Origin of the sequence: Pseudomonas silensiensis, from assembly GCF_050434865.1 — a bacterium.
Taxonomy (GTDB): Bacteria; Pseudomonadota; Gammaproteobacteria; order Pseudomonadales; family Pseudomonadaceae; genus Aquipseudomonas; species Aquipseudomonas fluorescens_W.
The window spans coordinates 1-24,555 of the sequence record NZ_JBNDJH010000037.1; the positions used below are offsets into that span (position 1 = coordinate 1).

General features: G+C 60.1%; 20 protein-coding genes. 11 read left to right on the forward strand and 9 right to left on the reverse strand.

Annotation, left to right across the window (positions count from 1 at the left end):
* The first annotated feature begins 338 nt into the window (after positions 1-338).
* The 6 genes from ppc to QF010_RS32220 all read left to right on the forward strand — a co-directional run bounded on the left by ppc (position 339) and on the right by QF010_RS32220 (position 6,983).
* The gene (gene ppc / locus QF010_RS32195; protein WP_429534692.1) at positions 339-2,969 is read left to right on the forward strand and encodes a phosphoenolpyruvate carboxylase; all 2,631 of its coding nucleotides are present in this window, start codon (positions 339-341) and stop codon (positions 2,967-2,969) included.
* Between the two features lie 289 nt (positions 2,970-3,258).
* Positions 3,259-3,906, forward strand: coding sequence for an adenylate kinase (adk, locus tag QF010_RS32200; protein WP_008156862.1), 648 nt, complete (start codon positions 3,259-3,261; stop codon positions 3,904-3,906).
* 93 nt (positions 3,907-3,999) lie between these two features.
* A complete protein-coding gene (gene tsaB, locus QF010_RS32205) occupies positions 4,000-4,674 on the forward strand; it encodes a tRNA (adenosine(37)-N6)-threonylcarbamoyltransferase complex dimerization subunit type 1 TsaB (RefSeq protein ID WP_033056334.1) in 675 nt (224 codons plus the stop codon).
* 276 nt (positions 4,675-4,950) lie between these two features.
* Positions 4,951-5,268, forward strand: coding sequence for a hypothetical protein (locus tag QF010_RS32210; RefSeq protein ID WP_429534693.1), 318 nt, complete (start codon positions 4,951-4,953; stop codon positions 5,266-5,268).
* Positions 5,268-6,128 carry a DUF72 domain-containing protein gene (locus tag QF010_RS32215; protein WP_033056330.1) on the forward strand — a complete coding sequence of 287 codons (861 nt, stop codon included), beginning with the start codon at positions 5,268-5,270 and terminating at the stop codon, positions 6,126-6,128. The genes QF010_RS32210 and QF010_RS32215 overlap by 1 nt, the downstream gene beginning before the upstream one ends.
* A gap of 33 nt (positions 6,129-6,161) precedes the next feature.
* Positions 6,162-6,983: an isocitrate lyase/PEP mutase family protein gene (locus QF010_RS32220; RefSeq protein ID WP_429534694.1), complete on the forward strand. Its 822-nt coding sequence runs from the start codon at positions 6,162-6,164 to the stop codon at positions 6,981-6,983.
* A 13-nt stretch (positions 6,984-6,996) separates the two neighbouring features.
* On the opposite strand, the gene QF010_RS32225 is transcribed toward QF010_RS32220, so the two are convergent.
* Positions 6,997-7,617 (reverse strand): energy transducer TonB, encoded by a 621-nt coding sequence (locus tag QF010_RS32225; RefSeq protein ID WP_429534695.1) that lies wholly within the window; start codon positions 7,615-7,617, stop codon positions 6,997-6,999.
* 93 nt (positions 7,618-7,710) lie between these two features.
* Here QF010_RS32225 and QF010_RS32230 point away from each other — a divergent pair, with 93 nt between their 5' ends.
* The gene (locus QF010_RS32230) at positions 7,711-8,493 is read left to right on the forward strand and encodes a class I SAM-dependent methyltransferase (RefSeq protein WP_033056325.1); all 783 of its coding nucleotides are present in this window, start codon (positions 7,711-7,713) and stop codon (positions 8,491-8,493) included.
* 118 nt (positions 8,494-8,611) lie between these two features.
* Here the strand turns inward: QF010_RS32230 and QF010_RS32235 are convergent, their stop codons facing one another.
* A complete protein-coding gene (locus tag QF010_RS32235) occupies positions 8,612-9,256 on the reverse strand; it encodes a TetR/AcrR family transcriptional regulator (RefSeq protein ID WP_033056324.1) in 645 nt (214 codons plus the stop codon).
* Between the two features lie 93 nt (positions 9,257-9,349).
* On the opposite strand from QF010_RS32235, the gene QF010_RS32240 reads away from it, so the two are divergent.
* The 3 genes from QF010_RS32240 to QF010_RS32250 all read left to right on the forward strand — a co-directional run bounded on the left by QF010_RS32240 (position 9,350) and on the right by QF010_RS32250 (position 14,971).
* Positions 9,350-10,450 (forward strand): efflux RND transporter periplasmic adaptor subunit, encoded by a 1,101-nt coding sequence (locus QF010_RS32240; protein WP_429534696.1) that lies wholly within the window; start codon positions 9,350-9,352, stop codon positions 10,448-10,450.
* 6 nt (positions 10,451-10,456) lie between these two features.
* A complete protein-coding gene (locus tag QF010_RS32245; RefSeq protein WP_429534697.1) occupies positions 10,457-13,522 on the forward strand; it encodes an efflux RND transporter permease subunit in 3,066 nt (1,021 codons plus the stop codon).
* Between the two features lie 96 nt (positions 13,523-13,618).
* Positions 13,619-14,971 carry a Fic family protein gene (locus tag QF010_RS32250; RefSeq protein ID WP_429534698.1) on the forward strand — a complete coding sequence of 451 codons (1,353 nt, stop codon included), beginning with the start codon at positions 13,619-13,621 and terminating at the stop codon, positions 14,969-14,971.
* A gap of 43 nt (positions 14,972-15,014) precedes the next feature.
* Here the strand turns inward: QF010_RS32250 and QF010_RS32255 are convergent, their stop codons facing one another.
* Genes QF010_RS32255 through plsB form a run of 3 tightly spaced genes read right to left on the reverse strand, consistent with a single transcriptional unit; the run spans position 15,015 to position 18,688 of the window.
* On the reverse strand, positions 15,015-15,704 hold the full coding sequence (locus QF010_RS32255; RefSeq protein ID WP_046046320.1) for a DUF4197 domain-containing protein: 690 nt from the start codon (positions 15,702-15,704) through the stop codon (positions 15,015-15,017).
* Positions 15,705-15,733: 29 nt separating this feature from the next.
* Positions 15,734-16,132 carry a YbaY family lipoprotein gene (locus tag QF010_RS32260; protein WP_429534699.1) on the reverse strand — a complete coding sequence of 133 codons (399 nt, stop codon included), beginning with the start codon at positions 16,130-16,132 and terminating at the stop codon, positions 15,734-15,736.
* A 51-nt stretch (positions 16,133-16,183) separates the two neighbouring features.
* Complete coding sequence (plsB, locus tag QF010_RS32265; RefSeq protein WP_033056317.1) at positions 16,184-18,688, reverse strand: glycerol-3-phosphate 1-O-acyltransferase PlsB; 2,505 nt, start codon at positions 18,686-18,688, stop codon at positions 16,184-16,186.
* A 164-nt stretch (positions 18,689-18,852) separates the two neighbouring features.
* Here plsB and QF010_RS32270 point away from each other — a divergent pair, with 164 nt between their 5' ends.
* A complete protein-coding gene (locus tag QF010_RS32270; RefSeq protein ID WP_008146705.1) occupies positions 18,853-19,062 on the forward strand; it encodes a cold-shock protein in 210 nt (69 codons plus the stop codon).
* Between the two features lie 69 nt (positions 19,063-19,131).
* Here the strand turns inward: QF010_RS32270 and QF010_RS32275 are convergent, their stop codons facing one another.
* From QF010_RS32275 to QF010_RS32290, 4 genes are all read right to left on the reverse strand, one after another.
* A complete protein-coding gene (locus tag QF010_RS32275; RefSeq protein WP_046054558.1) occupies positions 19,132-19,509 on the reverse strand; it encodes a hypothetical protein in 378 nt (125 codons plus the stop codon).
* Between the two features lie 83 nt (positions 19,510-19,592).
* Positions 19,593-20,402, reverse strand: coding sequence for a putative RNA methyltransferase (locus QF010_RS32280; protein ID WP_033056314.1), 810 nt, complete (start codon positions 20,400-20,402; stop codon positions 19,593-19,595).
* Positions 20,402-21,553 (reverse strand): succinyl-diaminopimelate desuccinylase, encoded by a 1,152-nt coding sequence (gene dapE / locus QF010_RS32285; RefSeq protein ID WP_008146697.1) that lies wholly within the window; start codon positions 21,551-21,553, stop codon positions 20,402-20,404. Before dapE ends, QF010_RS32280 begins: the two co-directional genes overlap by 1 nt.
* A 199-nt stretch (positions 21,554-21,752) precedes the next feature.
* On the reverse strand, positions 21,753-24,344 hold the full coding sequence (locus QF010_RS32290; RefSeq protein WP_429534700.1) for a glycosyltransferase: 2,592 nt from the start codon (positions 24,342-24,344) through the stop codon (positions 21,753-21,755).
* Positions 24,345-24,555 lie beyond the last annotated feature (211 nt).

Here is a 24,555-nt window from a genome sequence, read left to right on the forward strand (position 1 = left end):
GCCCCCGGCCATGGATGGCCGATGGCGGCGGGCCCCCGGAGCAATGCCGGAGTGAGGGCATGCCGAGCCTAGGCGAGGCACCGAATGGCGGGGCAGGAGCCCTTGGTTACTTGGGGCTTTTCCAAGTGACTCGCTGTAAGAGCGAAACCGCCAGCCGCCATCACCGCAGAAACGGATATGTCCCCCACCAATCCCAATCCCAATCCCCGATCCCCAAAACTTTTTCAGGCGAACAGCATTCCCTCAGTCGTCCGCTTGTAAGAACCGCTTTACAGCGGCACTCTCTAACTCAAGAGCATGGACACCAAGTCACCCGGATTTTCGCTGGAGAACTGCTGATGACCGATATTGATGCACGCTTGCGCGAAGATGTTCACCTGTTGGGTGAGCTGTTGGGCAACACCATTCGTGAACAGTACGGGGACGGATTTCTCGACAAGATCGAGCAGATCCGCAAGGGCGCCAAGGCCGACCGTCGCGGTTCGATGGACGCTGAACTGAGCGCCAGCCTCAACCAATTGAGCGAAGAAGAGTTGCTGCCGGTGGCGCGGGCGTTCAACCAGTTTCTCAACCTGGCCAATATCGCCGAGCAATATCAGCTGATTCACCGTCGCGAAGAGTCGCAGCCTGCACCGTTCGAAGCGCGAGTACTGCCGGAACTGCTCGCTCGGCTCAGCGCTGAGGGCCACAGCGCCGAATCCCTGGCCCGGCAACTGGGACGGCTGGAGATCGAACTGGTCCTCACCGCGCACCCGACCGAAGTGGCGCGCCGCACACTGATCCAGAAGTACGACGCGATTGCCGCACAACTGGCCGCCCAGGACCATCGCGACCTGACCACTGCCGAACGCGAGCAGATCCACACGAAGTTGCAGCGCCTGATCGCCGAAGCCTGGCACACCGAAGAAATCCGCCGCACCCGCCCAACTCCAGTAGATGAGGCCAAATGGGGCTTCGCGGTGATCGAACATTCGCTGTGGCAGGCGATCCCCAACTATTTGCGCAAGGCTGATAAAGCCCTGCATGACGCAACTGGCCTGCACCTCCCACTGGAGGCAGCGCCGATTCGCTTTGCCTCGTGGATGGGCGGCGACCGGGACGGCAACCCCAACGTGACCGCTGCCGTAACCCGTGAAGTCTTGCTGCTGGCACGCTGGATGGCCGCGGACTTGTACCTGCGCGATGTCGATCACCTGGCGGCCGAGTTGTCGATGCAGCAGGCCAGCGACGACTTGAAGGCCAAGGCCGGGGACAGCGCCGAACCTTACCGCGCGGTGCTGAAACAGCTGCGTGAACGCCTGCGCGCGACGCGTAACTGGGCTCACGCCTCCTTGACGAAGACCACGACGGCACCCGCCGATGTGTTGCAAGACAACCGCGAACTGCTCGATCCGCTGGAGCTGTGCTACCACTCGCTGCATGAGTGCGGCATGGGCGTGATCGCTGATGGACCGCTGCTCGATTGCCTGCGGCGGGCGGTGACGTTCGGGCTGTTCCTGGTGCGGCTCGATGTGCGTCAGGACTCGACGCGACATACCGCGGCCATGACCGAGATCACCGATTACCTGGGCCTGGGGCGCTACGAGGACTGGAGTGAGGAAGAGCGCATCGCCTTCCTGATGCGCGAATTGAACAACCGCCGACCGTTACTGCCGGCGTACTTCAAACCATCGGCGGATACCGCCGAAGTGCTGGCGACCTGCCGGGAAGTCGCTGCGGCGCCGGGCGCATCGCTCGGTTCGTATGTGATCTCCATGGCCGGCGCCGCTTCCGACGTGCTGGCCGTGCAATTGCTGCTCAAAGAGTCTGGTGTGTTGCGGCCGATGCGCGTGGTGCCGCTGTTCGAGACCCTTGCCGACCTCGACAACGCCGGCCCGGTAATCGAAAAGCTGTTGCTGCTGCCCGGTTATCGCTCGCGCCTGCAAGGGCCGCAGGAAGTGATGATCGGCTACTCCGACTCGGCCAAGGACGCCGGCACGACGGCGGCGGCCTGGGCGCAGTATCGGGCGCAGGAGCGCTTGGTCGACATCTGTCGCGAGCAACAAGTAGAACTGCTGTTGTTCCACGGTCGCGGTGGCACCGTGGGGCGCGGCGGCGGTCCGGCACACGCAGCGATTCTGTCGCAGCCACCGGGTTCGGTGGCGGGGCGTTTCCGTACCACCGAGCAGGGGGAAATGATTCGTTTCAAATTCGGCCTGCCGGACATCGCCGAGCAGAACCTCAACCTGTACCTGGCAGCGGTATTGGAAGCGACCTTGTTGCCACCGCCGCCACCAGAGCCGGCCTGGCGCAATCTGATGGACGAATTGGCGGCTGACGGTGTCAGTGCTTATCGCGCCGTGGTGCGGGAAAACCCGCAGTTCGTTGAGTATTTCCGTCAGTCCACCCCTGAACAGGAACTGGGACGCTTGCCGTTGGGCAGTCGCCCGGCCAAGCGTCGCGCTGGCGGGATTGAAAGCCTGCGGGCGATCCCGTGGATCTTCGGCTGGACCCAGACGCGTCTGATGTTGCCGGCGTGGCTCGGCTGGGAAGCTGCGTTGAGCAAGGCGCTGGAGCGCGGCGAAGGCGAGCTGCTGGGGCAGATGCGCGAGCAGTGGCCGTTCTTCCGCACGCGCATCGATATGCTGGAAATGGTGTTGGCCAAGGCCGATGCCGATATCGCCCGGTCCTACGATGAGCGTTTGGTCGAGCCGGATCTGCTCCCTTTGGGTGCGCATTTACGCGACCTATTGTCGCAGGCCTGCTCGGTGGTCCTGGGGCTGACCGGTCAGTCTCAGCTACTGGCACATAGCCCAGCCACGCTTGAATTCATCCGCTTGCGCAACACTTACCTCGACCCTCTTCATCTATTGCAGGCTGAGTTGTTGGCGCGTTCGCGACAACAGGAAGTGGCGCAGGGCAGCCCGGTAGAACAGGCGCTGCTGGTGTCTGTGGCGGGGATTGCCGCCGGTTTGCGTAATACCGGCTAAGGTTTTCGTCGTGGGGCAAGGCACTCGGCGTGAGCGTCGAGTTGCCTGTGGGCGAGGGGTTGAAAAGTGCTGCCAGGCGACAGTTAGTGATGGGGTTGCGACTAGGGTTACCCCGACGAAAGGCCACATCAGGCGCGGGTTTCTCCGACTTTCGGCGGCTTGTGTGCTCCGGGCCTGCTGTGTATCTTGATCAGCCTTTGACCGTTTGGGCGGTCACGACCCTTTTTTTGAGATTGGCCCCACGAGGCGAATCTGACGTTATTTATATAAAAAATTGAGGAGCACATCGATGCGCGTCATTCTGCTGGGAGCTCCCGGGGCCGGTAAAGGTACTCAGGCTAAGTTCATCACCGAAAAATTCGGTATCCCGCAAATCTCCACCGGCGACATGCTGCGTGCCGCGGTCAAGGCCGGCACCGAGCTGGGCCTGATCGCCAAGAGCGTCATGGACAGCGGTGGTCTGGTTTCCGATGACCTGATCATCAACCTGGTCAAGGAGCGCATCAGCCAAGCCGATTGCGCCAACGGTTTCCTGTTCGACGGTTTTCCGCGCACCATTCCTCAGGCTGAAGCCCTGGTGAAAGCCGGCGTGGAGCTGGATCACGTGCTGGAAATCGACGTTAAAGACGAAGACATCGTTCAGCGTATCGCTGGCCGTCGTGTTCACGAGGCCAGCGGCCGCGTGTACCACATCGTCTACAACCCGCCAAAAATTGCCGGTAAAGACGACATCACCGGCGACGAACTGGTGCAGCGCAAAGACGACACTGAAGAAACCGTGCGTCATCGCCTGTCGGTCTACCACGCCCAGACCGAGCCTCTGGTGAAGTTTTACCAGGAGCTGTCCGCCGCTCAAGGCAAACCGAAGTACAGCCACGTCGAAGGTGTTGGCTCGGTTGAAGTGATCACCGGCAAGGTGCTTGAAGCACTGAGCTGAAAAGTCTGAATCGCTTCATCTTCTACGGCCCGCTTGCGGGCCGTAGTTGTTTATACTGGCGCACTTTTTCTGACCTCTCTTACGGAAACATCGATGAGCACCTTGCTGGCCCTGGACACCGCGACTGAAGCTTGCTCCGTTGCCTTGCTGCATGACGGCAAAGTCACGAGTCATTACGAGGTGATCCCGCGCCTGCATGCGCAGAAGTTGCTGCCGATGATTCAGCAACTGCTGGCGGATGCCGGGACCACGTTGCAAGCGGTCGATGCCATCGCGTTCGGACGTGGTCCGGGTGCCTTCACCGGCGTGCGGATCGCCATCGGCGTGGTGCAGGGGCTGGCGTTTGCGCTGGATCGCCCGGTGTTGCCGGTGTCGAACCTGGCCGTGCTGGCGCAGCGGGCCTATCGCGAACATGGCGTGAGCCAGGTCGCGGCCGCCATCGATGCGCGCATGGACGAAGTGTATTGGGGTTGCTACCGCGAAACGGCGGGGGAGATGCGGCTGGTCGGCAATGAAGCAGTGCTTGCGCCGGAAGTGGCCGCGTTGCCGGCTGACGCCAGCGGTGAGTGGTTTGGCGCCGGCACTGGCTGGGGTTATGCCGAGCGAATCGCCGTCAGCCTCACCGGGCAGGATGCGGGCATGCTGCCTCACGCCGAGGACCTGCTGACCCTGGCGCGTTTTGCCTGGGCGCGTGGTGAGGCGATCGTGGCAGATGAGGCTCAACCGGTGTACTTGCGCGATAAAGTCGCCACCCCGAAAGCACGTTGATCCGCATTGCTTTTGTGGCGAGGGAGCTTGCTCCCGCTGGGCTGCGAAGCGGCCCCAATTGTAGGCAGGTACATCGCGCAGCCTGATTTTACGACTGCTTCGCAGCCGGACGGGAGCAAGCTCCCTCGCCACAATGTGTACCAACGCAGCCAATCGTCGTTTTATATCCCCGGCTTTTAAACCTTTTCCATTTTCTGTGTTCTAGTTATCACTCGGCGGTTTGCGAAGCGGACTATGCGCCACTAAACTGCCATCATTGATCCCGGACATGTACTCATGCGTATAGACGGCGTTCCCTCCCAGTCCTACCCCATCAAACGCAAGCCTCGCAAAGGTCCTGTGGCAGAGGATGACTACGTCGATATCGATATCGATATCGATGGCGAGCTGGAAATTCCATCCGAAGAGCAACTGGCCGCCCGCGCTGCCAAAGCCTCTGCGCAACGCTTGAGCAATCTCCCCGCCCGTCAACAAGACATGCTTTATCACCGTGCCATGAGCAGCAGTGTCGCGAAGGCCCTGGCCAGCTACCTGAGCACCGCCGGTTTTGTCGATTGGGATTCGGATGTGCTGGGCCTCGACCTGTACATCTGATGCGGCTGCCTTACTACCTGGGCTGTCCGTCCTGGAGTGAAAACGCCTGGCGCGATTATCTTTATCCGCTGGACGCCAAACCCGCCGAATTTCTGAGTCTCTATTCCCAAGTATTCAACGCCGTGGAAGGCAATACGACCTTCTACGCGAGCCCGGCTGCGACCACTGTGCAGCGTTGGGCCGAAACCATGCCCGAACACTTTCGCTTCACTGCCAAGTTCCCCGGTGACATCAGCCACGGCGGTGACCTGCGCGAACAATTGACCGCGGCCGAAACCTTCCTGCAATTGCTCAGCCCCCTCGGCGAACGGGTTTCACCGCTGTGGCTGCAACTGTCGAAAAGCTTTACGCCGCAGCGGCTGTCGGAGCTTGCCGGATTTATTGATGCCGTTGACCGGCCTCTGGCGGTTGAAGTGCGGCATGACGAGTTCTTCGCCAAGGGCGATGCCGAGCGAATGCTCAATCGTCTGCTGCTGGATCGCGGTGTCGAGCGGATCTGCCTCGATCCCCGCGCGCTGTTCAGCTGCACATCGACCGATCCTTCTGTACTTCACGCCCAATCGAAAAAGCCCAGGGTGCCGCCCCGTCCGGCCGCCTTCACGCAATGTCCGCAGGTGCGCTTCATCGGCCATCCGCAACTTGAGGCCAACGACCCGTTCCTGGTGCCGTGGGTCGAGAAAATCGCCGTGTGGATCGAAGAGGGGCGTACGCCCTATATCTTCCTGCACACCGCCGACAATTTACTGGCCGCCAAACTGGCGCAACGTTTTCACGCAAAACTGATGCTGCGTTTACCTGGCCTGCCGCCGCTGCCTGAGCTATACAGAGAGCCCGCTGCCGAGCAACTTGGCCTGCTCTGAAGCGGATTTCTTGCCCTTTTCAGGAGCCTGCCAATGGATGCGCAAACCCTTAGAGCCCAAGCGTTTAAAGCACTGCACGAACGCGCGGGGGCTTTTGTCATTCCCAACCCTTGGGACGCCGGCTCGGCGAAAATGCTCGCCAGCCTTGGTTTCGAAGCGCTGGCGACCACCAGTGCCGGATACGCCTTTTCCAACGCCCGCCCCGATGGCGCACTGACGCTGGACGACACCCTGGCAAACGTTCGGGCGATTGTCGCGGCAACGGATCTGCCCGTCGCCGTCGACCTGGAAAACGGTTTCGCTGACGATCCAGCCGAATGCGCACAGAGTATTTTGCGTGCGGCAGAGGCCGGCGCGGTCGGCGGTTCAATCGAAGATGCCACGGGCCGTGAAGAAGCGCCGATCTACTGCTTCGAGCATGCCGTCGCGCGGATCAAGGCTGCGGTGGCAGCCGCTCGCAGCTTGCCGTTTCCCTTCATGTTGACCGCTCGCGCGGAGAACTTTCTACACGGCAATCCTGATCTCGCCGATACCATTCGCCGCTTGCAGGCGTTTGCCGAGGCGGGTGCCGACGTACTTTATGCGCCGGGTCTGCGCAGTGCTGAAGACGTATTGGCGGTGGTCCGCGCCGTGGCGCCGAAACCGGTCAATGTGTTGATGTCTGGCGGACTGAAATTGACGGTCGAGCAGTTGAGCGAAATGGGCGTCAAACGTATCAGCGTCGGTTCGGCGCTGGCCTTGGCAGCGTACGGTGAGTTCTTCCGCGCTGCTGAAGAGATCAAGACGTTGGGCACGTTCGGATTCACATCGCGATCCATGCCGTACGCCCAGGCCAATCAATTGTTCAAAGGCTGACGATCGCTGAGGTTCAAGCGGCGATGCGCAGGTTCTGCAGGACGATCGGGCGAGCCCAGCCGTTATCGAAATCGAGTTGTTTCTGTTGCTCCACCAGCGCTTCGGGCGAGAACGGCGGGAATGGCTTGTCCAGCAGATCGAGTTCGAATTCGGCGATCGGCAGGTGCAGCGGACGCGGTTGCGGTGCGGCGCCAGGCACTGGCAGCGGTTGACCGGCCGTGAGCACGATCGGGCGGACCCAGCGGCTTTCGAAGTCTTGTTGTTTCTGTTGAGCGACGATTTCTTGTGCCGGGAACGGTGGGAAAGGTTTGTCGGCCAGGTCCATTTCGAACTCGGCAATCGGCAGGAACAGCGGCTCGGGCGGGCGGACCTCGGTTTCTTTCACATCGCATTCGCGCTGGGAAATGATGTGCGCCAGCAGTTCGCTGCCAACGGTGGGTTCGACTGGGCTATCAAGATCGACCGGTGGAAAGTTGAGAGAAGCCGGTACGACATCGCCCGACTGATCGGCCAGGGCCTGGGCAAAGAAATCCTGCCACAGGTGACTGACGCTGCTCAGTGCTTGGGAGTTTCGTAGGCCAAAATCGCCGTGGGGCGAGATGTAGTCTATCGATGTGCGTTGAATGTCTGACATTTCTCTCGGTCGACGCTCAGCTCTGGCAAAATGCTCGATAGTTTTGTTATCGGCCGTTTTTGCCGATCATTAATTTTTTGAGCGTGTTTTCCCATGATTGAGCAACCTGCGGCCTGCCGCATCCATGTCGAGGCCCTGGCCGCGACTTTTCAGCCACAGGCCGAACAATGGGCCGAGCGCCTGGGTTTGCCGATGCAGGTGGATGACGGTGAGTTTGCCTTGCAGGTCGGCGACCAGGGTTTGCAGCTGCAGCAACTGGGCCCGGACGCACCGGGGCCGGTGCGGGTGGACTTTGTCGAGGGCGGTGCGGCCCATCGTCGCTTGTACGGCGGTGGTAGCGGTCAGATGATCGCCAAGGCTGTCGGGGTTGCCCAAGGCGTGCGTCCGCGCGTGCTGGATGCCACGGCGGGGCTGGGCAAAGATGCGTTCGTGCTGGCGAGCCTGGGCTGCGAGATGAGCCTGATTGAGCGTCAGCCGCTGATTGGCGCGTTGCTTGAAGATGGCCTGGCACGCGGTGCGGAAGACTTTGACGTGGCGCCGATCGTGGCGCGGATGCGCTTGCTCAAGGGCAATTCGATCGAGGTGATGCGCAACTGGGAGGGCGAGCCGCCGCAGGTGATCTACCTCGACCCGATGTTTCCCCATCGTGAGAAGACGGCCTTGGTGAAGAAGGAAATGCGCCTGTTCCGGCCGCTGGTAGGCGATGACCCGGATGCGCCTGCACTGCTCGAAGCGGCGTTGGCGTTGGCCAGCCACCGGGTGGTGGTCAAGCGCCCGCGCAAGGCGCCATGCATCGAAGGGCCGAAACCGAGTCATGCGCTGGACGGTAAATCCAGCCGGTATGACATTTACCCGAAGAAAGCACTCAAGCCCTGATACCGAGGCGCGCCCTTCGCGAGCAAGCCCGCTCCCACAGGGGATCTATGGTGGTGCATAGATCCAATGTGGGAGCGGGCTTGCTCGCAAAGGGGGCAGACCAGGCAACCAAACCTTATCAGGCTGTCTCAGGCCTGTAGGCCCGCATAAACAACCCCACCACTTCCTGCACATGGCTCTCGGCCGCATCCCCGGTCAGCGGCTCGCCACAGCCATAAAGCAGCCTGAAATTCCCCGCCCCCTTGAGCAGGCAGAAAAAATGCTCGGCCGCATTGCGCGGTTTGTCGATGCTCAACGCGCCGCTCTGATCAACCTTGCTCAGCAACCGCTCCATGCCCTGCAGCATGCGCTCAGGCCCGGCCTCGAAGAAGATCAGCGAGAGTTTCGGGTCCTGGCTGCCCAGCGTCATCATCAGCCGATGCAAGTTGACCGATTCGTCGCTATTGATCAGCTGATGAAAGCCGCGCGCGATGTTCAACAGCACCGTTTCTACGGCAGTGCCGTCCGGCAATTCGAAAAACAGCGTCGGCAACTGCTCTTCGCACTTGGCCATCACGGCGGCGGAGAACAGCGTCTCTTTGTCGTTGAAGTGGCTGTAGACCGTCAGCTTCGACACGCCGGCCTCGGCCGCGACGGCGTCCATGCTGGTATTCGCATAACCCTTGCTCAGAAACAGAATTTTCGCCGCATCGAGGATCGCCTGGCGCTTGGCCAGATCCTTGGGACGGCCTGGGCCGTTAGGTACTGAAAGATTGTTAGGCATATGCGCTTTTAATACTGGACTGGTGAGTTTGCTATTAATAACATACTGCTCAGTATAATTATTCCAAGCACCATTAGCGAAAGGTCCTTCACCATGTTCCGCTATGCCTTGCCCCTCGCGTTGCCAGTCAGTCTGGCGTTTTTATTGTCTGCGTGTGGTCACGAAGAGGCGCCCCAAGTCACCGTTCGCCCGGCCATGGTCGTGCAGCCAGAGCCCTCGGCCCAGGCGATGGAGAGCTTTCCCGGTGAAGTCCGCGCTCGCTATGAGCCGGACCTGGCGTTTCGCATTGGCGGTAAAGTCAGTCGACGACTGGTCGAAGAAGGGCAGCGGGTCAAGGCTGACCAACCTCTGGCGGAGCTCGATCCTCAGGACGTGCGCCTGCAACTGGAAGCCACCCGTGCCCAGGTCGCCGCTGCCGAGGCCAACCTGAACCTGGTGCGCGCCGAGCGTGATCGCTACAAGACCCTGATGGACCGTCAGATGGTCAGCCGTTCGCAGTACGACAACTCCGAAAACCTTTACCGATCCGGTGAAGCACGCCTCAAGCAAATCAAAGCCGAATTCAACGTTTCGACCAATCAGGCCAGTTACGCCGTACTGCGTGCACCTCAGGATGGTGTTGTGGCTAAACGCGCGGTTGAAGTCGGGCAAGTGGTAGCGGCGGGGCAAACCGTATTTACCCTCGCCACCGATGGCGAGCGCGAAGTGTTGATCAGCTTGCCGGAGCAGAGCTTTGGCCGCTTCAAGGTCGGTCAGCCAGTGTCGGTGGAACTCTGGACCCAACCCGACCAACGTTTCGCCGGGCGCATCCGTGAGCTGTCGCCCGCTGCCGATCCAAAATCGCGCACCTTTGCCGCCCGCATCGCGTTCACTGGCGGCAAGGTCCCCGCTGAACTCGGTCAGAGCGCCCGGGTGTTCGTCCAGACCTCCGATGTGGTGCCGCTGTCGGTGCCGCTTTCCGCGCTGACCGCAGAAAACGGCGCGACCTACGTCTGGGTCGTCAACGCCAACAACACCCTGAAGAAAACCCCGGTCCGGGTCGGAGCCTTCGGCGAGAAAACCGTACCCGTGCTCGAAGGCCTGAATGCCAGCGATTGGGTGGTGGCCGCTGGCGTCCATGTGCTGCTTGAAGGGCAGCAAGTGCGCCCGGTGGATCGCTCCAACCGCGTGGTCAATCTGGCGGACAAGGAGTAATCCCCGATGGGTTTCAATCTTTCCGAATGGGCGCTGCGTAATCGCCAGATCGTACTGTTCCTGATGCTCTTGCTGGCCATTGTCGGCGCGCTGTCCTACACCAAACTCGGCCAAAGTGAAGACCCGCCGTTCACCTTCAAGGCCATGGTGATTCGGACCAACTGGCCGGGGGCCACGGCTCAGGAAGTGTCGCGTCAGGTCACTGAGCGTATTGAAAAGAAACTGATGGAAACCGGCGAGTACGAACGCATCGTTTCGTTCTCCCGTCCGGGCGAATCCCAAGTGACGTTCGTCGCCCGTGATTCCATGCACTCGGTGGAAATCCCGGACCTCTGGTATCAGGTTCGCAAGAAGATCGGTGACATTCGTCAGACCCTGCCACCGGGCATCCAGGGGCCATTCTTCAATGATGAGTTCGGCACAACGTTTGGCAATATCTACGCGCTGACGGGCGAAGGCTTTGATTACGCGGTGCTCAAGGACTACGCCGATCGCGTGCAGATTCAGCTGCAACGGGTCAAGGATGTGGGCAAGGTCGATCTGCTCGGGTTACAGGACGAGAAGATCTGGATCGAACTCTCCAACGTCAAACTCGCCACCCTCGGCCTACCGTTGGCGGCGGTGCAGCAAGCCCTTGAAGAGCAGAACGCGGTGTCCACCGCCGGGTTCTTCGAGACCACCAGTGAGCGATTGCAGCTACGCGTCTCGGGGAATTTTCAGACGGTCGAAGAGATCAAGAACTTCCCGATCCGCGTTGGTGATCGCACCTTCCGCATCGCCGATGTGGCGGATGTGCGCCGGGGGTTCAACGATCCGCCTGCGCCGAGCATGCGCTTCATGGCGGAAAACGCCATTGGACTGGCCGTGGCCATGAAGGAGGGCGGCGACATTCTGGTGCTGGGCAAGGCCTTGGAAATCGAGTTCGACCGGATCCAGAAAAACCTGCCTGCCGGTATGCAGCTGCGCAAGGTCTCCGACCAGCCCGCCGCCGTGAAAAGCAGTGTCGGTGAGTTTGTTCAGGTGCTGGTGGAAGCACTCGCCATCGTCCTGCTGGTGAGCTTCTTCTCTCTCGGCGTGCGCACCGGCATGGTGGTCGCACTGGCGATTCCATTGGTATTGGCGATGACCTTCGCCTGCATGTATTACCTGGGCATCGGCCTGCACAAGATTTCCCTCGGGGCATTGGTGCTGGCGCTGGGTTTGTTGGTGGACGACGCGATCATCGCCGTGGAAATGATGGCGATCAAAATGGAGCAGGGCTTCGACCGGATCAAGGCGGCCAGTTACGCCTGGACCAGCACCGCATTCCCGATGCTCACCGGTACGCTGATCACCGCCGCCGGCTTCCTGCCGATTGCCACGGCGCAATCGGGTACGGGTGAATACACCCGTTCGATCTTCCAGGTGGTGACCATCGCGTTGCTGGCCTCGTGGGTGGCCGCCGTTGTGTTTGTGCCTTATCTGGGGGAAAAACTCCTGCCGGATCTGGCGAAGATTCATGCAGCCAAACATGGCACAGGTCAGCCCGACCCATACGGCACTCCGTTCTATCAGCGTGTCAGACGCTTGGTGGAATGGTGCGTGCGCTGGCGTAAAACCGTCATCGTGCTGACCGTGGTGCTGTTCATCGGCTCCATCGTGCTGTTTCGCTTTGTACCGCAACAGTTCTTCCCGGCATCGGGTCGTCTGGAGTTGATGGTTGATCTGAAACTGGCGGAAGGGGCCTCATTGAGCCACACCCGCGATGAGGTCAAACGCCTCGAAGCACTGCTCAAGGATCACGCTGGTATCGATAACTATGTCGCTTATGTGGGCACCGGTTCACCACGTTTTTACCTGCCGCTGGATCAACAACTTCCTGCAGCAAGCTTCGCCCAGTTTGTCGTCCTGGCCAAAACCATTGAGGAGCGCGAAGTCCTGCGCACTTGGCTGATCGAAGCCCTCAAGGAACAATTCCCGGCCCTGCGCGCGCGGGTGACACGTCTGGAGAACGGGCCACCGGTTGGCTATCCGATGCAGTTCCGGGTCACCGGTGAGCACATCGAGGAAGTCCGCGCGCTGGCCCGAAAAGTGGCGGCCAAGGTTCGCGAGAATCCGCATGTGGTCAACGTCCATCTGGATTGGGAAGAACCGAGCAAAGTCGTTTATCTGAACGTCGATCAGGACCGCGCCCGGGCGCTTGGCGTGAGCACCGCGAACCTGTCGAAGTTCCTGCAAAGCTCTCTGACCGGTTCCAGCGTCAGCCAGTACCGTGAAGACAACGAATTGATCGAGATTCTGTTGCGCGGCACGTTGCACGAACGCACTGAGCTGTCATTGCTGCCAAGCCTGGCGGTGCCGACTGATAACGGTCGCAGCGTGGCGCTGTCGCAAATCGCGACCCTGGAATACGGCTTCGAAGAAGGCATTATCTGGCACCGCAACCGCTTGCCGAACGTGACAGTGCGCGCCGACATCTACGGCAAGGAACAACCGGCGACGCTGGTGAAGCAGATCATGCCGACCCTCGATCCGATTCGCGCCGAACTGCCGGACGGGTATTTGCTGGAGGTCGGTGGCACGGTGGAAGACTCGGCTCGCGGGCAGAATTCGGTGAAGGCCGGTGTGCCGCTTTTTATCGTGGTGGTGCTGACATTGCTGATGCTGCAACTGCGCAGTTTCTCACGCACGGTAATGGTGTTTCTGACGGCGCCTTTGGGTTTGATCGGTGTGACCTTGTTCCTGATGGTGTTCCGTCAGCCGTTCGGTTTCGTCGCCATGCTCGGGACGATCGCGCTGTCCGGGATGATCATGCGTAACTCGGTGATTCTGGTGGACCAGATCGAGCAGGACATTGCTTCCGGGCTCAAGCCTTGGCAGGCGATTATTGAAGCCACGGTGCGGCGTTTCCGGCCGATTGTGTTGACTGCACTCGCGGCGGTGCTGGCGATGATTCCGCTGTCGCGGAGCGTGTTTTTCGGGCCGATGGCGGTGGCGATCATGGGCGGGTTGATTGTGGCGACGGCGTTGACGTTGCTGTTTTTGCCGGCGCTGTATGCGGCGTGGTTCAGGATAAAAAAGGACCCGGCCTGACGTCCTACATGTATTTCAGATCCCTCTGATATTGAGTCATAGGGGTCTGAATGCTGTACTCAAGACTCAGTTTTACGAGTTTTTGAGACAGTAATAATGAAAAAGCCACCGATTTTGAGGGGACGGACCGACCCGGTATTCGACCTGTTGGGGAAGTCGCCCCACAAGGAACGCCTCTCGGATTACCTCGCCTTGCTCAAGCCGCTGGACGATCAGGGACGTTATCTGCCTTTCGATGAGTTGCGCTACCGCTGGGGGTCGGGGCTGGATTCGAATCTGTGCTGGGTGCTGGTGAAGAAAGCCCGGACTGCGCAGTACTCAAGCCTTTTGCCGCTAGGCGAGCCGCTTCAATGGGGCAACTTCGTGCTCACGCCGTTGGCGCAGAAAGCTGTTTCCGCCGTCGATCGACGAGCTACAACGGCCGCGCTGGAGTACATGACCAGTCAGATTGGTGAGCATGCGCACTTCAGCTATCTGCTCAACGATTTGATCGAAGACGAAGCCATCAGCAGCAGCCAGCTCGAAGGCGCGGCGACCACCACGCGCGTGGCCAAGGACATGCTCAAACGCAATCGCCTGCCGCGCACGCCGGATGAGCGAATGGTGATCGGCAACTACAAGATGATGAATTTCGCCTGGGAAAAGCGTTATGACGCCCTGAGTGTCGAACTGATTTCAGCCATGCACCGGGTGGGTGTCGAGGGGATTGATGACGCGCAGTATTCGCCGGGGGAGTTCAGGGGCAACGATGATGTGGTGGTGCAGGACGGCGAGGGTAACACCGTGCATACACCACCGCCCGCAGCAGGGCTGGTGTCACGATTGCGGGTGCTGTCGACGTGGATCAATCAGCCCCACAACGATCCCGATCAAGCGGATTACCTTCATCCACTGATCAAAGGTATCGCACTGCATTTTGCTCTGGGCTATGAGCATCCGTTCCGCGATGGCAACGGCCGGGTCGCGCGGGCACTGTTTTATTGGTTCATGTTCAAGAATGACTTCTCAGCCTTTCGCTACATTGCGATCAGCATTTTGCTGCGCAGTGCGCCGGTGAAATACGGGCGGTCGTATCTGAACACTGAGGCTGATGACCTCGACCTGACTTATTTCATCGATTTCCAGTGTTCGGTCATCCTGCGGGCTGTCAGCGGTTTCACCGAGGCATATCGGAAAAGTCTGGCGTATGCCGAAAGCTTTGATCGCTGGTTGTTGGCGTCCGGTTTTTTTGACCGATTGACCGAGAAGCAGCGAGCCGTATTCCAAGCGGCCAAGAGCGGTATGGCCAAGGAGTTTACGGCGGTCAATGTGAAGGAGAATCTGGACTGTTCTTACAATACCGCTTCGGCCACGTTGAATGGGCTGGTCGAATTGGAGGTGTTTGAGAAAAGGAAGATGGGACGCGAGTGGGTGTTCTTTCTGCGGGCTCAAAACACAACTCCGTTCTGACCATTCCCCCGCAGAGCGTGGGAACGGTCAGCGGGAGAGAGTATTAGAGGGTACCAAACACCTTCTTCGCCAAACTCGTCGCTGCTGCTGCAGGATTCTGGCGAATGGCTTCTTCCTGTTTACCAATCATCTCGAACAGACCGTTCAACGCCTGCTCGGTCACGTAGCTTTCGATGTTGGCGCTCTTCGCATCCACCACACCCATCGTCGCGGCTTGCCCTGCGAACGAGTTGTATTGTTTGGCCAGGCCCACCTGGTCGGTGGCTTGCTTGACGATTGGCAGGAACTTGACGCGGATCTGTTCGCGGCTGGTTTTGCTCAGGTACTGAGTGGCCGAGTCCTTGCCGCCGCTGAGAATGCCCTTGGCATCCTCCACGCTCATCTTCTTCACCGCGTCCACCAGGATTGGCTGGGCTTGCGTCACGGCGGTTTCGGCCGCTTTGTTCATGCTGGTTTCCAACTGATCAACCTGGTCGCCCATGCCGAACTGTTTCATCTTGCTGGCGACTTTGCCCAGTTTGCCCGGCAGTTCGATTTTCACGTCCGGGTTGTTGCTGAAGCCACCCGGCGTGCCGAGTTGTTTCACGGCCAGTTGCGCACCTTGAGTCAGGGCATCCTTGAGGCCGCCGGTGGCGTCGTTTTGTGACAGGTCGTTGAGCGACAACGCCAGGGCGCTGGCGGAGATCATCAAGCCTGCGCACAGGCCGGCGAAGCGAAGGGTAGGGCGGAACATGGCAGCTTCCTTTGTTCAAAAAATGAGAGTTAGCGAGCGGCGTCGACGCGGATTTTCAGAGGCTGCGGGTCGCTGCCATCCAGCTGCACGGCATGATGTTCGGTGCTGATGAACATCAGTTCGCCATTCACTTCGATACGGGCGCTGACGGAATATCGATGACCCGGTTTGACCTGCGCTGGATCGTAACTCAGATGAAATGGCAGCGGCACCTGGCCTTTGATCGGGCCTTTGTGTTCGTCGAGGACCACGGCGGGTGCGTCGGCCAGGGAAACGTCCTGCAAGCTGACGCTTAACATGGCGCTCGGCGGCAGGGCGATGCGTTGCAGGTAGAAGACTTCGCCATCGAGGGAGGTTTTAGCGTCGGGTTGCATTGATTGACAGGCGCCCAGCAGGGTGGTCATGGCCAATAAAGAGAGTTTTTTCATCGGAGATCTCCGTATCGAAGGCGCCAGAAGAGGCCTGGCGCCCGTAGGAATTTAGTCGGATAGCGTGGGAGCCGAGACCTGATCCGCCGCATCTTCACTGCGATGCAACGCGACCTGACGGATCGACAAGCGAATCTCTGCCGGCAACACGCGCTTGGCCGCGCCTTCGGCCAGTTCGCCGAGCAGTATGTGATAGCTCAGCTTGCCGGCCTCGTCGCGCTTGAGCACGTCGAGGTCGAGCATTGTCTGGATGAAGTGGCGGAACAGGCTCTTGTCGAAGAACTCCGGGGCGTTGAGGCCATGGAGGATCGACAGGCGCTGGGCCATGACCGTGCACAGGTCTTCCAGCTCTTCGGCGCTGATGCTGTTCTGACCGCTGTTGAGCAGCAGCGAAACCGTCATGTAGAAGCGCTGCAAGGTCTGGGCAATGCTTTTCGACAGCAGGGTCAGCAGCACGAAATGCCGCGAGCTCGGCGCCGGCCGCAGGTAGACATCATTCTCAAAACGCAGCAGACCTTGCTCGACGAAGGCTTCGAGCCATTGGTCGATCACCGCATCCAGCTCGTCCATCGACCAGCGAATGAACAGCTCCGATTGCAGGTACGGATACAGCGCACGGGTGTAGCGCAGGACCTGATCGCGGCTCATGCGCGAGGCGCTCTGGAAGAAGCTCGCCAGCAACGCCGGCAAGGCGAAGATGTGCAAAACGTTATTGCGGTAGTAGGTCATCAGGACGGCGTTTTGCTCGTCCAGGTACAGAATCTTGCCCAGGGCATCGCTCTGCTCGGACAGCAGATCCATGTCCTTCACATGCTCGATCAACGCGCGGCCGTCACCTTCCGGCAGGGTGGTGTGCGGCGAATACGGGACCTTGCGCAACAGCGCCAGGTACAGATCGAGCACGCGCGCCATAGCGCGATCATCCAGCGCGAGACGGCTGGTGGAGAGCAGCGCCAGGGCCACCAGGTTGACCGGGTTGATCGCCGCCGCTTCGTTCAAATGCTGCGCGACTTTCTCGCCGAGGCGGTTGGTGGTTTCGTTGAGCCAGGCCGGTTTGAACTGCGGACCGAGCTCCTGTTTACGCCAGTCCGGCTGTTCGCTGTCGAGGAATTCCGCCAGTTTGATCGGCTCGCCGAAGTTCACCGCCACCTGACCGAAACGCTGCTTGAGCGCGCCGATGACTTTGAAGATGTCGAAGATCGATTCTTTCTTCTTGGTCGCGCCACGCAGTTCGCCGAGGTAGGTCCGGCCTTCCAGCACGCGTTCATAACCGATGTAGACCGGGATGAAGACGATCGGCATCCGAGACGAACGCAGGAAGCTGCGCAGGGTAATCGCCAGCATCCCGGTTTTCGGCTGCAGCATGCGCCCGGTGCGCGAACGGCCGCCCTCGACGAAGTACTCGACCGGGAAGCCTTTGGTAAACAGGGTATGCAGGTATTCGTTGAACACCGAGGTGTAGAGCGGGTTGCCCTTGAAGGTGCGGCGCATGAAGAACGCACCGCCGCGTCGCAGCAGGCCGCCGATCCCCGGCATGTTGAGGTTGATCCCGGCGGCGATGTGCGGCGGGGTCAGGCCATTGCGGAACAGCAGATAGGACAGCAGCAGGTAGTCGATGTGGCTGCGGTGGCAGGGTACGTAGATCACTTCGTAACCCGGGGCGACGTTTTGCACGCCTTCGATGTTGTTGACCTTGATGCCGTCGTAGATCTTGTTCCAGAACCAGCTCAGCACCACTTCCATGAAGCGGATCGCGGTGTAGGTGTAGTCCGAGGCGATCTCGTTTCCATAGCGCAAGGCCTGGGCCTTGGCTTTCTCCGGGGAGATGTTCTCGCGCTCGGCTTCGTCGAGGATCGCTTGCTTGACCAGCGGCTGATTGAGCAGGCCTTTGACCAGGTTGCGGCGGTGGGAAATGTCCGGACCGATCACCGCCGCTTTCAGGTTGCGGAAGTGCACCCGCAGAATTCGTTGGGCCATGCGCACGGTGCGCTCGTGGCCCTTGTTGTGGTCGATCAGTTCGCGCAAATGGATCGGCGCCGAGAACTGCACCCGGGTTTTACGCCCCAGCACGATGATGCTCAGCAACCGACGCAGGCGCCCGGTGACTGCCCAGCTGTCGGCGAAGAGCAGTTTCCACGGGCTCGATTCGCTGTCCGGCGATTGGCCCCAGAACACGCTGACCGGAATGATCTGCGCGTCTTCGGCGGCGTTCTGGCTCAGGGCGCTGACCAGGCGGGTCAAGGTCGGCGGTGCACCACGCTTATCCTGACGACCCAGCCAATCAGGCTCCGGCGTGAGGTAAAAGAACGCGGCGGGCTCCATCAGCGTACCTACCGATACTGGCAACACCGGGCGGGGCAAACCCGCCTTGCTGCACTCGGTATCGACCACGGCCAGGTCGGTCAGCGAAGGGTTTTGCAGGACGTAGAACACCGGACGGCTGCGGTCGAGGTTGAGGGTGAACGACGACTGATTGATCGTCTCCGAGCGAACCCAGAGATAGAGCAGTCGGCGCAAGGTGCCAAACACAAGACGGCGGAACGGGGAACGGGTCATACGGCTTCTGCGTGAGTGAATAAAACCAAGCAATTGCTCGGGCGGGCGATAGTGTGCCGTATTCGCCGAAAATCGGCAAAAAAGCGCCTAAGTAAAGTTGAGTTGAGAGTTTTGGCGGCTGTCATATACTCGGCCGTTCAAAATAAAAACAAGGGGGTACTGACATGGCTACGCGCGAAACCGGCAATGTGAAGTGGTTCAACGATGCCAAGGGTTACGGATTCATTCAGCGCGAGGACGGGGTGGACGTGTTCGTGCATTACCGCGCGATTCGCGGCGAAGGGCATCGCTCCCTGGCTGAAGGTCAGCAGGTGGAGTACGGCGTGGTGACTGGCGAGAAGGGCTTGCAGGCTGAGGATGTGGTGGGGCTGTAAACCCACTCTTCAGATCACCAAAAAACACTGTGGGAGCGAGCTTGCTCCCACAGGTTTTGTGTTCAGCTTTTAGGCAGTTTTCCAGATGATCTCTTCTTCACCGTCAGCGCTGATGCGCATCCAGCGATCAGCTGTCTCTTCACCTTCTTCTTCAACCCAGCTGCCCGGTGCGCAACGTACTTCGACGTTCAGCGCGGCAAACGCTGCGCGGGCGCAGGCGATGTCGTCTTCCCATGGGGTCTGGTCGCTGTCCAGGAACAGGCTGTTCCATTTGCCCACGGCTTTCGGCAGCCAGGTGACCGACACGTTGCCGGCCTTGCATTTGTAGGTCTGGCCTTTCTGGACCCAGTCGGTGCATGGGCCCAAAGCAGTGCCGAGCCAGGCCGCGACGGCCTTGTAGTCGACGTCGGCGTCTTTCAGGTAAATCTCGATATCGGGTTGGCGCATGGATGTCCTCACTGCGGGTCTGAAAAATCCATTCGCGGATTTAGCCGGTCTACGGCAACTGCCGAAGACCAAAAAATTAAAAATTATTGAAGTACGAAGTAATCGTAGCGCATTGAAACAGTGACCTCGAACGGCTCGACCTGTTCGATGACCGCCGCCCGGCGTTCAGCACTGGCGCGCCAGCCGTGGGGCGTCATGGCCAACAGGTTCGCCCGGTCCTGACCCTTTTCCAGCGTCAGCTTGAACTCCAGGGTTTCACTGTGTTGCAGCGCCATGCCGTCCGGCACCAAAGCCAGATGCTTGTCGTCGGTGTACTCACGGACTTCATCGTAAAGCCGCTCGCGCAATTCCATCAGATGGCCGCTGGTCGGCCCGACTTTCATCAAGCCGCCACCGGGGCTGAGCAGGCGCTTGGCTTCCTCCCAATCCAGCGGGCTGAAGACGCTGGCGAGAAACTGGCAGCTGCCAGAGGCCAACGGCACTCGCGCCATGCTGGCGATCAACCAGGTCAGCTGCGGGTTGCGTTTGCAGGCGCGTTTGACCGCCTCCCGGGAGATGTCCAACGCGTAACCGTCGGCGTTCGGCAAGGCCTCGGCGATTTGCGCGGTGTAGTAACCCTCGCCACAACCGATGTCCAGCCAGCGCTGAGGCGCGTATTGCGCCGCCAGTTCGGCCAGACGCTTGGCCACGGGTGCGTAATGACCAGCGTTCAAAAAGTCGCGTCGGGCCTCGACCATCGCCAGGTTATCCCCAGGGTCGCGGCTATTCTTGTGCTGCACCGGCAACAGGTTCAGGTAACCCTGACGCGCACGGTCGAAACGATGCCCGGCGGGGCAGGCCACGCCGTTGTCCACCGCGTTCAGCGGTTCGCTGCAGATCGGGCAGGCGAGCATCAGGCGAGCAACTTGATCAGGGTCTGGTAATAAATTTCAGTCAGCACGTCGAGGTCGGCAGCCAGTACTCGTTCGTTGACCTGGTGGATCGTCGCGTTGACCGGGCCCAGTTCAACCACCTGCGTACCCATGGTCGCAATGAAGCGCCCGTCGGAGGTGCCACCGCTGGTGGACGCCTTGGTTTCACGACCGGTGATGTCCTTGATGCTCGACGCAACGGCATCCAGCAACGCACCCGGTTCGGTCAGGAACGGCAGGCCGGACAGCGCCCAGTCGATGTGCCAGTCCAGGCCATGTTTGTCGAGGATGTCAGCAACGCGCTTTTGCAGGCCTTCCACGGTGGATTCGGTGGAGAAGCGGAAGTTGAACACCGCCACCAGATCACCCGGGATCACGTTGGTCGCGCCGGTGCCGGAATTCACGTTGGAGATCTGGAAACTGGTCGGCGGGAAGAAATCGTTGCCGTGGTCCCAATGCTCGGCGGCCAGTTCGGCCAGCGCCGGGGCGGCGAGGTGGATCGGGTTTTTCGCCAGGTGCGGATAAGCCACATGACCCTGCACGCCGCGCACAGTCAGCTTGGCGCCCAGGGAGCCGCGACGGCCGTTCTTGACCACGTCGCCCACCAAGGTGGTGCTCGACGGTTCGCCGACGATGCACCAGTCCAGACGCTCCTTACGGGCGGCAAGGCGTTCGATCACCGCTTTGGTGCCGTGGTGCGCCGGGCCTTCTTCGTCGCTGGTGATCAGGAAAGCGACCTTGCCCTTGTGATCCGGGTAGTCGGTGACGAAACGCTCGGCCGCCACGGTCATGGAGGCGAGGCTGCCTTTCATGTCCGCCGCGCCACGGCCGCAGAGCATGCCGTGTTCGTCGATGACTGCGTTGAACGGATCGATTTGCCAGGCGGTTACCGGGCCGGTCGGCACTACGTCGGTGTGACCGGCGAAGCACAGTACCGGACCGTCGTGTTTACCGTGGGTGGCCCAGAAGTTATCCACATCTTCGATGCGCATTGGCTCAAGCGCAAAACCGGCATCGCCCAGGCGCTGCATCATCTGCTTCTGGCAATCGGCGTCGACCGGCGTCACGGACGGACGGCGGATCAGGTCGATGGCGAGTTGAAGGGTCGGCGAAAGGTCGGCGTGGGCCGTCATGTAAGACTCCGGAAGCTCTATTTGTAGGAGCGAGGCTTGCCCGCGAAGAACGATGATGAGGTTTTTCTGTTACACCGAGTCGCTTCATTCGCGGGCAAGCCTCGCTCCTACGGGATATGGGGGGCAAGGCGCGCAAAATGGCGGTTATCTTAAAGCAAAACGGCGGCCATTGGCCGCCGTTTAGTGCATCTGGAACGATTTAGACCGCCGGTGCCGTCTCGCCCTCGACCGCCGGTTTCGGCAGCGACGACAAGAACGCCATGATCAGCGCCGCCAGGTACGGCAATGATTGCACGAGCAACATCGTCACCCAGAAGCGCATGTCGTTGCTCGGCATGCCGTTCACCAGGAAAATCCCCAGCGCCGCGCTCCACAACAGCAACATGATGAACATTTCTTCGCGAGCTTCCGAAATCGCCACCCAGAAGCCGTGGTTATCGGCGTTTTTCGGGGTGCGGAAGAACGGAATGCTGCTGGTGAAGAAGCCGTACAACACCGCTTTGGCGATGGTGTGCGACAACGCCAACCCGGCCAGTGCCGCGCAGAACGCATCCTTCAGGTTGACCCCGACCGCACGGCGGTAGAGGAAGATGATCTTGCCAACCTTGAACACGAACAGTGCCAATGGCGGGATCGCGAAAATCAGCAACGGTGGATCGACCCGCTGCGGCACGATGATCATCGCCGACGACCACAACAGGGCGCCCACGGTGAAGAAGATGTTCATGCCGTCCGCCACCCACGGCAACCAGCCCGCGAGGAAGTGGTAACGCTGGCCACGAGTCAGCTCGGTGTCCTTGCCGCGCAGCAAACTGGCGGTGTGACGCTTGATGATCTGAATCGCACCGTAAGCCCAGCGGAAACGCTGTTTCTTGAAGTCGATAAAGGTATCGGGCATCAGGCCTTTGCCGTAGCTGGTGTGGTAATACGCCGCTGACAGGCCTTTCTCGAACACGCGCAGACCCAACTCGGCGTCTTCACAGATGCACCAGTCAGCCCAGCCCAGTTCCTCGAGCACCGAGCGCCGGGTCATGGTCATGGTGCCGTGCTGGATGATCGCGTCACGGTCGTTACGGGTAACCATGCCGATGTGGAAGAAACCTTTGTATTCCGCGTAGCAGAGCTTCTTGAAGGTGCTTTCGTTCTGGTCGCGATAATCCTGCGGCGACTGCACCACGGCGATTTTCGGATCGGCGAAGTGCGGCACCATGTGTTTGAGCCAGTTCGGGTCGACGCAGTAGTCCGAGTCGATCACCGCAATCACTTCGGCATCCTTGGCGGTGTGCGGAATCAGGTAATTCAGCGCACCACCTTTGAAGCCTGCCAATGGCGCGACGTGGAAGAACTTGAAGCGCGGGCCGAGGGTTTCGCAATAATCGCGTACCGGTTCCCAGACCGCCGGGTCCTTGGTGTTGTTGTCGATGATCAGGACTTCGAAATCCGGATAGTCGAGGTTGGCCAGGGCGTTGAGGGTCTGTTTGACCATCTCCGGCGGCTCGTTGTAGCAAGGTACGTGAATCGAGACTTTCGGTCGGTAGTCCGAATCGCCCACCACCGGCAGGAATTCACGCCGACGTTTGTGGGTCCAGACCGCTTCGGCCAGTTCATGCGCCTCGGTCAGCAACACGATAAACACCCCGAGTGCGCCGAGCGCGAGCAAGAAGCCCACCGTCAGGCTGAACCAGGTGCTGTATTGCTGGCTGTAGTCGTAACCGATCCACACCAGCACCGAACCACAGAGGAACGCGATGAAGGTCAGGAAGGTGCGACCGCGCTGACGCAAGGCCGAGCCGTCGATCATCAGCAGGGTCAGGGACAGCAGAGCCAATACCACCGAACCGATGGCCAGCACGCGCCATTGCGGGATCGCGACGACGGGGCCTTCAAAGTTGAATTTCTGCTGACGCGCGGCGTTGAACACGCCCCAGTAAGCGCCCACGGAACCTTCGTCGCTGGCTTTCCACGGTTGGTCAAAAGCTTCGATCACGAAGTAGTTGAAGCCTTGGCGATTGAGCTTGTTGACCAAGGTCCGCAGATAAATCGCCTGGTCTGCCGGCGACGCGTCGGCGCCACCGCGCATACGGCCGTTGCTCGGCCAGCCGACTTCCGACAGCAGCAGCGGTTTTTTCGGGAACATCTTTTTCAGGTCACGGGCGCGGTCGAGTACGAACTGCCCGGACTGCTCCATCGGAACATGTTCCCAGTACGGCAGGACGTGGGCGGCGATCAGGTCGACGTGCTTGGCCAGGCTCGGGTTTTCTTCCCAAACGTGCCATTGCTCGGAGGTCGTCACCGGCACTTTCACGGCTGCGCGGACGCGATCAAGGATCACGCTCAGTTCGGCGGCAGTAATTTCCTTACGGAAGATCGCCTCGTTACCGACCACCACGCGAACCACGCTGCGGGAGGTATTGGCCAGGTCAATCGCGCGCAGGATTTCACGCTCGTTGCGCTCCTGGTCCGGGCTGATCCAGATACCCAGCGTCACGCGCAAACCGAATTCTTCGGCGAGCTTGGGAATATCACCCAGGCTGCCATCGACCGAGTAAGTACGGATGTTGTCCGTCAGCTTGCTCATGATCTCCAGATCGCGACGCATTTCATCGTCGGTCGGGTATTGCTCTTTTTGTGGGTACTGCCCTTGCTGGAACGGCGAGTACGAAAAGCCGGAGATCTGTTCAGGCCAGTTGGGGGCGGTGACCGGGCGATTAATCAGCGCCCAGAAGCCGGTAAACAAGGCTGCGATGGCGAGCACCACGACCAGGTTGAGTCCAAATTTACGCGATGACATAGCTATTTCGGGTTCCAAAGGCTGTGGAACGAAGGAACGGGTGGCTACCGCCAAGGGGCGCGCATCCTACACCGGGCGTTCACTGACCGTACAGCGGACAGGGAAATGCCGGACGTTGGGCAATCCAACTCGGCTTAAGTTCTTTCGTTGGACCTTGTAGGTTAAATCTTGGTTCTGTGTAGGCTGAATAATGAGATCAAGACGCCCGTTC